14 protein-coding genes are annotated in these 14487 nt (G+C 42.7%); 1 reads left to right on the top strand and 13 read right to left on the bottom strand.

Annotated elements, in window-relative coordinates; translation table 11 throughout:
• Nucleotides 1-190: 190 nt before the first annotated feature.
• The 3 genes from JNN12_06500 to JNN12_06490 all read right to left on the bottom strand — a co-directional run bounded on the left by JNN12_06500 (nucleotide 191) and on the right by JNN12_06490 (nucleotide 5076).
• Complete coding sequence (locus tag JNN12_06500) at nucleotides 191-4264, bottom strand: response regulator (GenBank protein ID MBL7977973.1); 4074 nt, start codon at nucleotides 4262-4264, stop codon at nucleotides 191-193.
• Between the two features lie 116 nt (nucleotides 4265-4380).
• Nucleotides 4381-4761 (bottom strand): IS3 family transposase, encoded by a 381-nt coding sequence (locus tag JNN12_06495; GenBank protein ID MBL7977972.1) that lies wholly within the window; start codon nucleotides 4759-4761, stop codon nucleotides 4381-4383.
• Between the two features lie 45 nt (nucleotides 4762-4806).
• Nucleotides 4807-5076, bottom strand: coding sequence for a transposase (locus JNN12_06490; protein MBL7977971.1), 270 nt, complete (start codon nucleotides 5074-5076; stop codon nucleotides 4807-4809).
• 194 nt (nucleotides 5077-5270) lie between these two features.
• Between JNN12_06490 and JNN12_06485 the strand changes: the two genes are divergently transcribed.
• Nucleotides 5271-5558, top strand: a complete 288-nt coding sequence (locus tag JNN12_06485) for a T9SS type A sorting domain-containing protein (GenBank protein MBL7977970.1) — start codon at nucleotides 5271-5273, stop codon at nucleotides 5556-5558.
• Between the two features lie 213 nt (nucleotides 5559-5771).
• Here JNN12_06485 and JNN12_06480 read toward each other — a convergent pair whose 3' ends face one another.
• The 10 genes from JNN12_06480 to JNN12_06435 all read right to left on the bottom strand — a co-directional run bounded on the left by JNN12_06480 (nucleotide 5772) and on the right by JNN12_06435 (nucleotide 14460).
• Nucleotides 5772-5993 carry a hypothetical protein gene (locus JNN12_06480; protein ID MBL7977969.1) on the bottom strand — a complete coding sequence of 74 codons (222 nt, stop codon included), beginning with the start codon at nucleotides 5991-5993 and terminating at the stop codon, nucleotides 5772-5774.
• Between the two features lie 12 nt (nucleotides 5994-6005).
• Entirely contained in the window at nucleotides 6006-6689 is a 684-nt protein-coding gene (locus tag JNN12_06475) for a deoxynucleoside kinase (protein MBL7977968.1), read from the bottom strand.
• A gap of 4 nt (nucleotides 6690-6693) precedes the next feature.
• Entirely contained in the window at nucleotides 6694-7236 is a 543-nt protein-coding gene (gene folK / locus JNN12_06470) for a 2-amino-4-hydroxy-6-hydroxymethyldihydropteridine diphosphokinase (protein ID MBL7977967.1), read from the bottom strand.
• 5 nt (nucleotides 7237-7241) lie between these two features.
• On the bottom strand, nucleotides 7242-7610 hold the full coding sequence (gene folB / locus JNN12_06465; GenBank protein MBL7977966.1) for a dihydroneopterin aldolase: 369 nt from the start codon (nucleotides 7608-7610) through the stop codon (nucleotides 7242-7244).
• Nucleotides 7607-8605: a VCBS repeat-containing protein gene (locus JNN12_06460; GenBank protein MBL7977965.1), complete on the bottom strand. Its 999-nt coding sequence runs from the start codon at nucleotides 8603-8605 to the stop codon at nucleotides 7607-7609. Before JNN12_06460 ends, folB begins: the two co-directional genes overlap by 4 nt.
• Before the next feature lie 170 nt (nucleotides 8606-8775).
• The gene (gene pdxA / locus JNN12_06455; GenBank protein MBL7977964.1) at nucleotides 8776-9741 is read right to left on the bottom strand and encodes a 4-hydroxythreonine-4-phosphate dehydrogenase PdxA; all 966 of its coding nucleotides are present in this window, start codon (nucleotides 9739-9741) and stop codon (nucleotides 8776-8778) included.
• Nucleotides 9742-9798: 57 nt separating this feature from the next.
• Nucleotides 9799-11181, bottom strand: coding sequence for a GWxTD domain-containing protein (locus JNN12_06450; protein MBL7977963.1), 1383 nt, complete (start codon nucleotides 11179-11181; stop codon nucleotides 9799-9801).
• A 62-nt stretch (nucleotides 11182-11243) separates the two neighbouring features.
• On the bottom strand, nucleotides 11244-12776 hold the full coding sequence (locus JNN12_06445; protein ID MBL7977962.1) for a leucyl aminopeptidase: 1533 nt from the start codon (nucleotides 12774-12776) through the stop codon (nucleotides 11244-11246).
• Between the two features lie 31 nt (nucleotides 12777-12807).
• The gene (locus JNN12_06440; GenBank protein MBL7977961.1) at nucleotides 12808-13641 is read right to left on the bottom strand and encodes an undecaprenyl-diphosphate phosphatase; all 834 of its coding nucleotides are present in this window, start codon (nucleotides 13639-13641) and stop codon (nucleotides 12808-12810) included.
• 51 nt (nucleotides 13642-13692) lie between these two features.
• Complete coding sequence (locus tag JNN12_06435; GenBank protein ID MBL7977960.1) at nucleotides 13693-14460, bottom strand: TerC family protein; 768 nt, start codon at nucleotides 14458-14460, stop codon at nucleotides 13693-13695.
• Between the last annotated feature and the right edge of the window lie 27 nt (nucleotides 14461-14487).

Genomic DNA, 14487 nt, shown 5'->3' with positions numbered 1-14487 from the left:
GAGGAAGGTTGCTGTTTCAGATTCTAGGTATTTTGAAAACGTTTTATACCTAATTATTACGCATAACAACTACATTAATTATAAATATTAAATTTAATCAGACATCTTTTTATAAAAACTTGAATCTTGTAGAAAAAAAAGCCACTTTGGATTGACGCAAATATGTACATATATCCACTCCATACAAGCATCACACTTCAGATGGATTAACACCAAAATGGTTTTTAAAAGCCTTAGAAAAACCTGCGAGGCTTTGATATCCAACAGCAAATGTCACTTGCGTTACGGGAATATTGGCCTTCAATAGCTTCATCGCGTGTTCCATTCGCAAGCGGTTTATGTATTGCTTAGGCGAAGCATTCGTAGCTTCTTTTAATTTACGAAACAATAAACTTCGGCTCACCCCCATTTTTTGTGCCAAGATGTTGATATCTAAATTCGCTTCATCCAGATGTTCCAACACAAATTCGTCAAACATATAAAGAAAAACTTCTTTTTCATCTTTGACTGGTAATACCGCTTCCGGCATATTTTCTGGAATTAACATTTTGATATGGGTTTTTTGTGCAATTTCCTGCTGCAACTGTAACAGATTGCGCACTTGAAGACCCACCACTTCTAATGAAAAAGGCTTCGTGATATAAGCATCTGCGCCCGAGTCAAGACTTTCATGGAAGGCTTGGGAGTCTGCTTTTGCAGTAATCACAATAATGGGGATCGCCCTAAAAGCTTTTATTCTTCGAAAATGCCCGATAAATGTCCAGCCATCCATTTGAGGCATCATTAGATCAGTTATTACCAAATCAGGCAAATTATTTTTTGCTTTTACGAGAGCTTCTTTGCCATTTATTGCGACTGAAACCTGATAATTCTCGGATAAGTATCCTGCAAGTAACTGCACAATTTCAACATTATCCTCTACCAATAAAATCTTGTGTATTATCTTGCCATTTTTTTTATACTCTTTTTGTTTTTCTAATTCTTGGTTGATGAGAGCAATTTCCCCTTGCTTAGATTCTTGGAACGAGTGGGGTAATTCTTGCATATAAGGCAATACCAGTGTAAAGGTGGAACCGACTCCAACTGCACTCTTTACGATTAAATCTCCATCCAAACTCTTGGCCAATTCTTTAGAAAGAGACAACCCAATGCCCGTGCCTGTCGAATCTGCGTGCTCTGGAGAGCGATAATACCATGTAAAAATCTGATCTAATAACTGCGAATCAATACCAACTCCCTGGTCCGAGACGGATAAATACATTCTTTTTTCTTCTACGCTAACATGAAATCGAATAGTAATACATGAGCCTTTAGGACTATACTTAATGGCGTTTGATATTAAATTTGATAAAATGGTATTTACTTTTTCAGTATCTGTTAAAATCTGAAATTCTTCGTTAGGTAACTCGGTAAGGATTTCGATGCCTGTAATAGCACCTATTTTTCCATAATTAACCTCTATCCAATCTTTTAACACTCCTACAATAGGTACAGGCTTCATATTTAAAGGAACCATTCCCGCCTCTAAACGAGCAATCTGTAAAAGTTGATTTATCAAATCCAGAATTTTTTCTCCGCTCTCCAATGCCATATCAATCATCCATTTATCCGATTCGGTTAGACGCGTACTATATTTCTTTTGTAGCAATCGGATAGGCTCCGTCATAACAGTTAATGGTGTTCTAATTTCATGGGCTAAATTGACGAATAAGCGAGATTTTACTTCATCCAATGATTTAAGTTTATTTGCTTGTTCCACAATTTTTTGGGTTTGTTCTTGAAGCTTTTGATGCTGTTCTTTTAATACTTCTTGTTGTTGTTGTATTTCGGTGGTGCGCTTCTGAACTGTTTTTTCTAAATCTTTAGCTCGATTTGTTAGAAAGCTAATCCGACTCTTTATACCTATATATACTATACTGATGATCAGTAAAAATGATACAAACTTAAACCAAATTGTCTCGTACCAATATGGGGTTATATAAAATGAATAAAAGGTCGTATTTCCCCATTTACCGCCAATACCGCCTTGTATTTGTAGGGTATAATATCCATAGTCTAAATTGGTATAATTAACTGTTCTAAGGCTTGTCGTAGGTCTCCAATTTTCGTCGTATCCAACTAATTTAACCCGAAACAAGGTATTTTGAGGGAATTCAAAAGAGAGTGCTCCATATTTGAACACGATATCACGAATATATTGTGGATATATTATATTATTTTCTAAAGGAAGCACTTTCCCCGCATGCTCCACTTCCGACAAGTACGTTGGTAAACCCGAAAGCATTTGATCCAACATCTTCTTTGGATCAATTATGGCTATTCCTTTCATGGTAGGGAACCAAAGTGTCCCATCCTTCATCTTTTGCCCTGCATCTTGTTTTCCACCATTTCCCTCTCGATTGTTTAAGCCATGAGCTTCGGTTAATGCTAATGATGGAACCCATGAAGTTCTCCCAGAAATGTAGCTATAGACATCTTCTTTAAAAATCCAAAAAATTCCATAATTGGTGTTCATCCAGTAGCGACCAAGCCCATCATCTATGATACGATGAATTCCATTTTGAAAAAGTCCTTGCTCTTTTCCAATTCGAACTTGTTTAAGCAATTTTCCATTTATATCCAATTTAAGATGACAGATGCCATTGCTTTCGGTACCTAACAAAAGAGAGGTAGGGGTGTCTGGAACTATTTCTCTTACTCCACTGCCACATGCTTCTTCCGGTGAAATGAATCGTACCATTTTTCCTTTTTCATATCGAAATAAACCTTGTGACCTTGTTCCAAACCATACTTCTCCATTGTGACCATCTTGTATCCGATAGACACCCCAAACGGATTTTCCAGAAGTGTCATTCACCTTTTCCCATCCTTTAGATAAATCTCTTGAACGATATAAAATATTGGGATATGCAACCCAAAAATCACCTACTTTATCACTATAAACAGAGTTTAATGCTTCCATATTGTTTGGAACATCTACACAAAATTTGGATTGCGAATTATCTAAACTAACCTGACAAATTTTACCAGAACCTGCCCAAACATTTCCTTTATTATCTTCTGTCACTGTAGTTAATATATGGCCATTTATCATTCGAGGAGCAAATTTATTTCCATCATACTGAAATCCTATTGAGGCCAAATCTCCAGCATATATTTCACCTTCTTTCGTTTCATGAATCCAATAAACTGCTTCATTTGTCAGACCTTCTTCATTTCCAATCATGCGGACATGTTTCTTGTAATACTGCACCAAACCTTTTGCAGTACTGGCCCATACCATGCCTCTTTTATCTACAAAAACATCAGATATAGCAGTATCAAATTCATCAAAAATCTGTCCATTAAACAAGATACTTCGTTCTGTAATTTCCAACCTACCCAACGAGGTTAGCGAATATTTTGATCTTTTTGGCGAATAGGATTTGATTTCTTGACTTCTTCTGATTAGTTTATCTTTTTCCTTTTTATAAAACACTCCAGATTTGAAAAATGTCAATGAAAGTGGGAATTGATCTTCGGAACTGGGTATAATTATTCCATCTAAGTTGGAATTCCTTAATATCTTTCCATTTGAATACGTCCACATTTTCCAAGTATTATCAATCATATAAATTACTTTTTCTTCATGAGAATATAAGTACATGTAAATAGTACTAGGCTTAATTATTTCAAAGTTTATTTCGTATGTTTTATTTTCTTTATTAAAATAATGAAATAATTTTCTTTCAATATTTAGTAGAATACCTTCTTTAGTAATGCGACCCAGTAAAGGATTCAAATTCTTTTTTGTAAAAATTATTTTATGATTCTTAACTACATGAAAATTTCCGTTTTCAATTAAATATAAAAGATTATTCACGCGATCACCCCAGATTTGATCTACCCGTTTAAATGGCAAATTACTATGCTTAAACACTCCTCTATGGTATCGGTACAAGAATTGATCCGAAGAGAGAAACCACACCTCTTTACCTAATGGTTCAACTTTTTGAAAAGAATTACTTTTAAATATAGAGACATTTTCTTTATTAAAAACCTTAAATATCATTCCATCAAAACGAACCAATCCTTCTACTGTACATATCCATATAAATCCCTCATCATCTTCATCCATTTCATTTGCATGGTTTACTGGAAGGCCATGAGAGGTATTCCATATCCTTTTTTGAAAATTTTTGACATACATTTCTTGCGACTGGGCCATCAGATATCCATGCAGAAGACTTGTAAACAGGAACACAAGAAGAAGATTATTTTTCATCTTTAACTTATTCTTGAAAAGGAATATAACAGATTTCGTATTCTATAATAAGTTTTTGTTTTACTAAAACAAAGTAGTAAGTTTCTTCAAATTTTAAGCCTGACATCGTCCCCTTTTCACGGACACAGCGTTAAGTTAGAAAAGTAGCGTTCCTCAAACTTGTCGGGGCAAAGATACCCCAGTGCCGAATGCCTCCTTTTCGGGTTGTAGGAGCAGGCGATGTAATTGAAAATTTCCGTGTAGGCATCCTCAAAGGTATCAAAAATTCCGTTTTGCAATAGTTCGCCCTTGAGCCTGCTGAAAAAGGACTCTGCGAAGGCGTTGTCGGAGCAGTCAATGCGTTGTCGGAGCAGTAGCCCTTGCGTGACATACTCTGCCGATAGCCCTGCTTGGCCACGTACTTCCTGAACGTTGCACTGGCGTACGGGCTGCCTTGGTCGGAATGTACGATCGCACCTGCTATGAGGCTTTATCGCCCTCAGTCCTTCTTTCCGCATGGGCCGCCTCGTCGGGTGCCGACCTATCGTATGGGCCCGCGTCCCTCAATTCTGGTGCAAGCCTGCGACTGCCATAGCGGCTGCGGTGCTCCATGAAGCTGCTACGCAGTGCCTGCCGTTCGTCCGCTTCCCGCACCGACGGACGGTACTCTTCCAGTTGTACAACACCTGTTCGCTCACACCGAGCAGTTCGGCCACTTCTTTTACGACCTTGCCGCTTTGCAGCATCCGCACTGCTTCTTGTTTGAACGCCCTGTCATACTTGCGTCGCAACCAGTTTGCACCTACAGGACTTACTTGTTGTTGTTTCTTCATGACACAAATTTAAGTTAGGTCTGTGTCCGGCTAAATTAGACCACCTCACACAAAGTTTGCGCCATGTACACACAAAAGGTATTTGTAGGGATGAACGTGTTCCAAAACCTGACCATGGAATATTTAGAAAAAGGCCCCACCGGAAAACCCTTCTGGAAATCAATAGGCTATGTTAAAGCAGCGGTATTTAGCTTATGGCTCCAAAGATGCGTTATGGGAAACCTCAATTCCGTTTAAAAAGCACAACTTTTGGTGGAGTCACCCAGATTTCGGCTTCAATCGAAGAGATGTTTGAATTGCCTCCGGATAAGCCATTAATCCTTAGACCCGTTTTTCCCAATCCGTTTCATCAACAAGCAACGATTTCTTTTGCATCACCGCTGGGTATTGCAACCCGGCTCGAAATATTCGACCTACTTGGTCGCAGAATTGGCCCTATTCGGAAAAAAACCGGAACAGGTGAAGAGGAACCGCTGGTCTGAAGACCGGAAAACCTCCCTACTGGTATTTATTTCCTACGCCTTACCGATGAAACGAGGTGGCAACAATTGCAACGGGTCGTGAAGGTTAAGCCATAACACCGTTGTGCCGGATGCGGATCATGGTGGAAAGACCTGTTCGGGGCAGTATTGGATCAATTGTGTTCCTTTTTTGCGGAAATGAACCTTCGGAAACCCTGTAGATGCCATGAACGATCAGTCAATCTCCTTCCATTTTGCATCTTCAATGCCTTGAAAGGTTGTGTCTGTCCGGTTTTTCTTCGTTTGTATAATGGTTTCACCGGAGGTTTCGGGGGGCTGATAAAAAAATGGAGGCTGCTGAGGCTGGGCCGGTGGTAAAAAAACCACCCTGACCAAATTTCGGACAGTTCGGTAAATAAGCCAAAAGATGAAGAGGAGGAGGAAATATTTAAACATGGCCTTTGTGGATCAGAAGAGGGTCGGTAAAGCCTCCAGATTCGGGTTAAAAAACCGCGTCCCGGTATGTTGTTCTAAAACAATTTGCCGAATGAGTTCTTGTAAATGGAGCGGGTATTTCACAAAATCCAAACGTGCTGCGTTTACGATCAGCAGCGGACATTTACTAAAATGATAAAAATAACGGTTATAAGCCTCATTAAGCGCCGCAATGTAATCCGGCTCAATGGCTTGTTCATAAGAGCGACCCCGTAACGCAATATTATATAACAGCCTTTCGTTGGTTGACTGTAAATAAACCACTAAGTCGGGTATCGCCACCGATTGCTCCATAATACCGTAGAGCGACTCATAGAGTTGCAGTTCATCCCCACTTAGGTTTACATGCGCAAATATGCGGTCTTTATCAAAAATATAATCACTCACCACCACTTGTTGAAACAAATCTCGATTTTCTAAAGCTTTTTGTTGGCGGAAACGGCTTGCCAGAAAATTGAGTTGCGTATGAAACCCCCACCTGCTCCGGTCGTCATAGAAACGTTTCAAAAAAGGGTTCTCCTCAAATTCTTCCAATACAAGCCTTGCACCAAATTGTTTGGTAATTGCATTGGCAAGGGTGGTTTTGCCCACACCAATCACGCCTTCAATGGCGATATAACGGAGGTTTTCTGGAATTTGCGGAGGGATCAGTTGCATATCACTAAGTTTTGCCCGACGGAGTCAGGCGAATAGGCATCATCTGGGGAATCAAGTCATCCGGACATTCAGCAAGAAGCTGTGTAACAGTTTTGCCAAAAGGTAAGGGAACCAGAACCATTGGTGCAAGGTCGTTTAATGGTTTTAAAACGAATCTCCGTTTGGCGATGTGTGGATGTGGAATAACAAGATGGGTCAGGGCCACTTGTTGATCACCATACAAGAGAATATCCAAATCCAATGTGCGGGACGCCCATTTTTTTGTACGAATCCGTTGGTTCCGCCTTTCCACTTCCTGGCAAAAAAACAAGAGTGCTTCGGGAAGAAGGCAGGTTTCCACCCCTACAACAGCATTTAAATAGTGCGATTGTGGTTCATCATCTAAGGTAAGGGCGATGGTTTCATATACTGGAGAGACAACGATCTTTCTGAAATTTGGTGACACACAAAAGGCATCTATCGCTTGTTGCAAATAACCCACCCGATCTCCCAGATTCGAGCCAAGTCCGATATAGGTACACCTCCAAACCGATTGCTGGTTTCCCATTGGTCTTATCGGATAATCTCAAATACGGCTTCGGCTTTATCACAAGTTCCGCCTACGGGAGGATTTACTTTCCGGACAGTCACTTCGGCGGCTTCTACAATGCTAAATTTGTACATAATCGCTTCGCCGATTAAAAAGGCCAGTCGTTCGATCAGATAAAACTTATTGGTTGTCACCAATTCTCGGATCACTTCATACACGGCCCCATAATCAACAGTGGCATCCAGTTCATCGGTTTCGGCGGCTTTTTGGAAATCCAAACGCATTATCACATCCACCTCGTATCGTCCCCCAATCCGATGTTCTTCTTGCATGACACCATGATGGGCATAAAAAACGGCATTCATGAGCCGCACCATTCCTTTACACGTCATCTTTTTACCGCCTTTTTTCGTTGTCCCTTAAGCCAAAGGAGGGTTATCGCCGCAAAAATAAACAAACCAGTTCCACCAATTATGTAAAATATTAGACTTCTATTACGAATGGGTCTATTCGATTTAGGGCGATTAGATTCTTTAATTTGTTCGCCGGGCCGGAAATCCTGTGAACGGAACACCGGATCCAATAAGGCGGGAGCACTCACCTTTCCATCCGAATATACATACTCCGGAAGGGCGGCTAAAGTAAAGAATTGTTTTTTTTGGGTTGGAGAAAACTGGGTTTCCACCTTACGGTTAATGGTATCCAAGTGGCGGTAAACGAGCGGAAAGTCCCAGTTTGGGTTTAGGTTGACAGGTTTTCCATTTTGCCAGCCAAATACATTAAAAAACCAGTAGGAATGCACGTCTGGCGAACCCGTATCCATCACATTGGTATGACTGCCTACCACCACCTCAAAACGACCATCTCCATCCATGTCTCTAAAAAGACCATACGTTTCATCTGGCAACATATTGGTAAACCGGTGTAGTTCAAAGGTGTTGCCCTCTTTTTGCAACAATATCAGCACCCATCGCCAATTGGCGGCAAGCCCATTTCCTCCGGTAGCAAAGGTCAAAACCACATCTTTTTGTCCATCCTTATTCAGGTCTGCCATTTCCACGCCTTCCGAATAATGGGGCGTAAATTCCGATAAAAATGTCTGAAAAACTACCTTCTTATTCTTGGTGATGGTCAACATATGCACAATAGAATCCGGATTTATCTCTACATTCATAAATTGAACCATTCCCCCTTCATTATCCCCAAAAAGAGCCGGTAGAAACGCGACCAAACTGCCAGCCCCCTTTCCAACTTCTATCCGCTTCAAGCTAAATGTTTCAAACAGCGGAACAGGCTTTGCATCGAATGTATAAGAAGTAGTTTGTGCAAAAATATTGGTTGGTACAAGGATCAAAAAAGTCAGCAGCCGCAAGAATCTTTTTATCATATCGTGTTTCATTTATTTACCTCCAGAAAAAAACAAGGTTACGATGACCAATGCTCTGCATGTGTATAGCCTAAGGGCGACCTCACCGATTTTCGACATGCCGCCCTCCTTTAAATCAATCGGAGCAATCTGCATGTAATTCCATTTTCATGAAAGATAACTATTCAAGATTAGGCGTTGGATTCTCGTCTCTTTCTTACCAAATCTAAGGCCAACAAAATAGCATCTTTCATGCTTGCGGGGTTAGCAATTCCTTTTCCGGCAATGCCAAAAGCCGTGCCATGATCGGGCGAGGTGCGGATAATGGGCAAACCAGCTGTAAAATTTACGCCACGTTCAAAGGCAATGGTCTTAAATGGAATCAAACCCTGGTCATGATACATCGCCAAAACAGCATCGTAGTGTTTCCATTGTCGGGTGGCAAAAAACCCATCCGAGGGATAAGGCTCTGAAACTATATACCCTTTTTCACGGGCAAGGGCAAGGGCAGGGCGTATGATCTCCACCTCCTCCCGTCCAATCATCCCCCCATCCCCGGCATGTGGATTAAGTCCGAGGACTGCTATTTGGGGGCTTAAGATGCCAAAATCCTTCATCAGGCTGTAATGAAGGATGCGGATTTTATCCAGCAAGGATTCTTGATGTATGTTTTCGGCGATTTTGGCAACGGGTACGTGTGTGGTTACCAAACCAACCCGCAAATCATCACACACCAACATCATAGTCAGGTCTTTAGCCCCAATGCGTGCTGCAATGAATTCCGTATGCCCGGGTATGGTATATCCAGCCAGACCAATTGCTTCCTTAGAGATGGGTGTGGTCACCATTGCATCTACCTTTCCTGCCACGCACCAATCAATAGCCGTTTCCACCGCTTTCATGCTGAGCGTGCCCGCAAGGGCGCTTGTCTTTCCCCAGTCTAAAGCAATGTTTTCAGAAGGGATGTCATGTATGATAAAAGAAATCGGCAAAGAAAAATGTATGGCATGGGCTTTTATCATTTCGGCATTACCGATTACCACAACCTCGATTGATGGTTGCAGATTTAGTTCCGACAATGCCTTTAACAGCACTTCTAATCCGATCCCATTAGGATCACCCATGGTAAGGGCAATGGTTATTCTGGCTTCAGTCATGATAAAGCAAACTGGGACAGGTCGTGGATCACCCGTACATAAAAATACCCAAGACCATTACTTCAGGAGCACAAAGGGATCAAGACTGGAGGCCGCTTCGAACACAAATGTCTGGCCATTGGGATACTCCCAAATTTCCCTAACCCCGCCGCTATCCGGTAGCAACCGAGAGGTTTTAACGGGAGGCCCTTTGGTAATATAAATCCGTGCACGGTCGCTTTGCATCCCATCTAATCCCCTTGTTCCGGTCTGAAAAGCAGTTGCAGCATAGTCCACCCTTGTAAAATATTCGGCCATCAGCTCATTAAAAGGCGTCTCTGGTGACGGATCTTTGGCCTTCCACCATATCCGGAAGCGTTCAGCCCTTTCCGAGGTATTGCCCCGTTTAAGCTGTCTGAGTTCATCCTTATCCACAATAAACTTCATGCTTTCTACGGCCAGATCTAAGTTAAACAAAGACAAGGGCATGTCACGCCAAAGTGTAGAAAAAACATAATGGGCTTTGCCAGCGAGGGTTTCCAATACCACCACATAATGCCCATCTTCCAATAAACGCGCCTCTAAGGGGATTAGGGCCATTTTTTGATTCCCGGCGGTAGTTGCAAAGCCTGTATCTATGGGCCGAATATCGCCAAGGTTCAACCATCTTCCAACCTCACCATTTGCCACTTCTTTTGTATCGGTGGGCAGTGGCATATCGGCACGATCAGGAAGAGGTTTCATCCGTTCCGGATTATTGTCTTGAATCCCCCCAAATCTGGGACGTCTTCCCGCACGGCTGTCGTTTCGGTCCCGATCATCTCGTTCCTGAATCCGTTGCATGGCTTTATCAGGAATCCGAAGTAATTTCCAATGCATCGTTTCTGCGTTTACAAAAACGGCCAAAAACGCATCGGCACCAAAAGAGACATTTCCGGAAAGGTTTTGGATCAACAAGTTATTTTCAGCAGCTCCTTTGAGAAGAAAAGGTCTTCCAATTTGCCCTGCTTTTGAAAAATCGGGTAAGGTAATCGAACGCCACATTCCGGGTTGATCGTTCAGCGTCATTCGCCAAGCATAAACACCTGGTTCTGCTTTAAAATGAACCACGCCTGTCAGGTCTTTTAATTTATCTTTCGTTTCTTCGAAGGAAGAAGCATATTTTTTGCTTGTCCAATTCTGATCCGTTACCCGTCTTCCGTCTTTATACAATTCTATATTGACTTTTACTTCAGAAATAAAAGCCTCTGCCCCTTCGGCTTCTCGGTTTCGTGAAAACACCAGGCGATCATAAGGTAACCGAAAAAAGATGGCCAGTCCGGTTTGATTTTCAGTTGGATAAACAATGGCTTCATTGAAGATTCTGCCCATACTGGGCATCAGCATGGGCACACGCGCTTGCTGAGCCATCACAAAGGCGGACAACAACAAGAGGGTAGAAATGGTCACTTTTTTAAGCATGTCAGAATTACATTTTGGGAAACGAAAACTCGCTGAAGAGGCCGCAACAAGAAGGCACTGGGTTACGCTGTCTCGGCTTGTTCGCTTATTTCTGGTTTGGCACTTGCTTTTTGCACCCACATCCGAAGGAACTCAATGAGTAACTTTGTACCAAAACCCGTTCCTCCCGCTGGCTGGTAATGCCTTGGTGCCCCAATCCAAGCCGGACCTGCAATGTCCACATGAACCCAAGGATAAGCGGTGAAGTGCTCCAGAAACTTTCCCGCAGTAATGGTTCCAGCAGCCGGACCGCCTACGTTTTTCAAGTCAGCAACGGTACTTTTTATCAAGTCTCCGAATGCCGCAAACATGGGCAAAGGGTGTACCCAATCGCCGGAGCGCGTACCCGCTTCTTGAAGCAAGGTCAATCGCTCGGTGGCCTGTGCATCTTCATTGGTCATGATGCCTGCCACAAAATTCCCCAAGGCCACCACCTGTGCTCCGGTCAGGGTGGCAATGTCTATCACCAATTCAGGGTCATATTGCTGTGCCCAACTCAGTGCATCCGCCAAAATCATGCGGCCCTCGGCATCCGTATTCAATACTTCTACAGTCATCCCATTGTGCATCCGAATGACATCTCCGGGAACGTAAGCATTTCCACCCGGACGGTTATCTGTGGCCGGAACCAAACCAATGACTTGAAGGGGCAAACCCATTCGTGCGATGGCCTGAAACGTAGCAATCACCGCCGCTGCCCCCGACATATCACATTTCATGTGGTCCATCGAATCCTTGGTGGGCTTCAGTGAAAGACCTCCCGTGTCATACACCACACCTTTTCCCACCAAAACCAATGGCTTTTCATTCAATGCTTTTTCAGGTCTCCATTCTAGAATCATGAACGCGGGTGGTTCGGGGCTTCCAAGATTAACCGCTAACAGGCCACCAAATTTTTCCGCCTCAATCCTTTCTTTTCCCCAAATTTCGATGTTAAAACCCCACTTTTGGGCATCTTCCCGTGCTTCATTTGCGAGAATTAGGGGTGTTTTTTCATTGGGCGACAGGTTAACCATATCTCTTGCCCTATAAACCGCTTCGGCGACAATCTTACCTGCTTCGGCCCCTTTTTTCGCCGCATTGGGTTTGGATTTTGTCCAAATGCCCAGTTGTTTAGGCGCATAAAGTGCTTCTTTATTTGAGGTTTTATAGCGGTTAAATTGATACAATGCCAGCATCAACCCCTCTGTCAAGGCTTGCGAGACGTCTGCCGTTTCCAGCAAACAACCGGGCAAGGCCATCGTTACTTTTGCCGCTTGAACGTTCCGAACAACCGCAGCACCAGCTGCTATTCCCTGACGCATGGACTCCATTGTTGCGTCGGATGCTTTGCCAAAACCGATTAACAACAACCGCTTGGCACGTCCTTCTGTCGGATACAGTAATTGGGTTTGACCTTTTTTGCCAGAGAAATCTTTCGCCAACACCTCGAGTACTTGGCCAAACTTCTTGGCCCATTTCGCTAATTTATCAGCACTCTCCTCCTCAAATAATGGCAAAATTAATATATCGGAACTTATTGTTTGTAAGGCATTTACATGTATCTGTAACTTCATTAGCGTGTTGGTTTAACCAATTGAAATATTTTTATTGCGCCGAAAGGCCAAAATAGAGTAGCACCAAGAACCCTAATGCAATTCGATAATATCCAAAAGATTGGAAGTCGTGGCGGGTAATGTAACGCATCAAGAAAGCAATTACGGCATACGCAACCAAAAAGGATACTATAAAGCCAACCCCCAATACAAGGTACTCAAAACCACCCATTGTTACCCCCGATTTCAAGAGTTTAAGGAAGGCATACCCGGAAGCCGCTGCCATCGTTGGAATCGCCAAAAAAAACGAAAACTCCGCTGCCACTACCCGCGAAGTACCCAACAGCATGGCGCCTATAATGGTGGCTGCTGAGCGCGAAGTACCGGGAATCATCGCAATACATTGTATAAGGCCGATTACGAGTACCACTTTTATTGAAAGATCTGCTATATCATTGATAGTGGCCTCTTTCTGACGGCGCTCAAGCCAGATCAACACAATTCCCCAGAAAATGAGGGCGATGGAGACCGTAATCGGATTGGTAAAATGCGCTTCAATGTAGTCGTGCGCAAAAAAACCAATGCCCAATGCCGGAATAACGCCAATAATGGCTTTAAGCCAAATGGAATACGTTGATTGCCTTTGCTGGTCTGATTTTGCAGCAGAAAACGGCCATAGTTTGTGCCAGAAATATAGAATGACAGAAAAAATAGCACCCAACTGGATAATTACATCGAAGGCGAAAGCAAACTGCTCGTTCCCAAAAACACCAGGATGTCCAAACAAGGAGCCAACCAAGATCAGGTGCCCGGTCGAGGAAATGGGTAAAAATTCGGTAATGCCTTCTACGATTCCCAGTAGAATGGCCATCAAAATATCATACATCAGGTTCAACGAAAAAATGGGGCTGTTCCCATCCCCGGGGTTTACCAATTACTACTTATGATCAACTGGAACGGGTTCGCGCAGTTCAATCGGTTTAGCCCGTTTACGAAGTCGCATATTTAACATCTCTACCCCAAAGGCAAAAGCCATAGCAAAGTACAAATACCCTTTGTCTATATGGCTATGGTGCATGGACTCAAGGCCTTCAAAGAAGAGCATAAACCCAACCAACACCAAAAAGGACAAGGCCAACATCTTTAGGGTGGGATGCTGATGGATAAAACTGCTGATGCGTTCTGCAAAGACGAACATGACGATCATGGCAATGATTACCGCGACCATCATAATTTCCACATGTTTGGCTAAGCCAACGGCTGTGATCATGCTATCAAAAGAAAAAACAAGATCTACAAGAATAATTTGGCCCATAATGGCTCCGAAAGCCACCTTTTTTGTCGTCTCAGACTGACCGTGATGTTCTTCTCCTTCCAATTTGTTATGAATTTCGGAAACGGTTTTGACCAGCAGAAACAAGCCCCCTCCCAACATAATCAGATTTCTTAAGCTAAAACCATAGCCCAAAATCGAAAATAGTTCTGTATTTCCATTTTGAACCAACCAACCAAGCAATAACAACATGATACAACGAACCAGAATACCCGCTACCATCCAAATCTGACGTGCTTTTTTCTGATCTTCTTTAGGAAGTCGTCCCATAATGATGGAAACGAAAATCACATTATCAATACCCAAAACGATCTCCATCACAGCCAACGTGACCAGGCTGATGAGGGAAGCCATTGAAAACAAATCTTCCATAGTTCAATAAATAGCGATTAGGAAATG

This window comes from Bacteroidetes Order II. bacterium, from assembly GCA_016788705.1.
Taxonomy (GTDB): Bacteria; Bacteroidota; Rhodothermia; order Rhodothermales; family UBA2364; genus UBA2364.
This window is presented reverse-complemented; position numbering and strand designations above follow the sequence as displayed.

Bases quoted from the DNA above. Each gene is read 5' to 3' on its own strand.
- JNN12_06500 (MBL7977973.1), bottom strand. From the start codon at position 4,264: ATGAAAAATAATCTTCTTCTTGTGTTCCTGTTTACAAGTCTTCTGCAT.
- JNN12_06495 (MBL7977972.1), bottom strand. From the start codon at position 4,761: ATGCGGAAAGAAGGACTGAGGGCGATAAAGCCTCATAGCAGGTGCGAT.
- JNN12_06490 (MBL7977971.1), bottom strand. From the start codon at position 5,076: ATGAAGAAACAACAACAAGTAAGTCCTGTAGGTGCAAACTGGTTGCGA.
- JNN12_06485 (MBL7977970.1), top strand. From the start codon at position 5,271: ATGGCTCCAAAGATGCGTTATGGGAAACCTCAATTCCGTTTAAAAAGC.
- JNN12_06480 (MBL7977969.1), bottom strand. From the start codon at position 5,993: ATGTTTAAATATTTCCTCCTCCTCTTCATCTTTTGGCTTATTTACCGA.
- JNN12_06475 (MBL7977968.1), bottom strand. From the start codon at position 6,689: ATGCAACTGATCCCTCCGCAAATTCCAGAAAACCTCCGTTATATCGCC.
- folK (MBL7977967.1), bottom strand. From the start codon at position 7,236: ATGGGAAACCAGCAATCGGTTTGGAGGTGTACCTATATCGGACTTGGC.
- folB (MBL7977966.1), bottom strand. From the start codon at position 7,610: ATGACGTGTAAAGGAATGGTGCGGCTCATGAATGCCGTTTTTTATGCC.
- JNN12_06460 (MBL7977965.1), bottom strand. From the start codon at position 8,605: ATGATAAAAAGATTCTTGCGGCTGCTGACTTTTTTGATCCTTGTACCA.
- pdxA (MBL7977964.1), bottom strand. From the start codon at position 9,741: ATGACTGAAGCCAGAATAACCATTGCCCTTACCATGGGTGATCCTAAT.
- JNN12_06450 (MBL7977963.1), bottom strand. From the start codon at position 11,181: ATGCTTAAAAAAGTGACCATTTCTACCCTCTTGTTGTTGTCCGCCTTT.
- JNN12_06445 (MBL7977962.1), bottom strand. From the start codon at position 12,776: ATGAAGTTACAGATACATGTAAATGCCTTACAAACAATAAGTTCCGAT.
- JNN12_06440 (MBL7977961.1), bottom strand. From the start codon at position 13,641: ATGTATGATATTTTGATGGCCATTCTACTGGGAATCGTAGAAGGCATT.
- JNN12_06435 (MBL7977960.1), bottom strand. From the start codon at position 14,460: ATGGAAGATTTGTTTTCAATGGCTTCCCTCATCAGCCTGGTCACGTTG.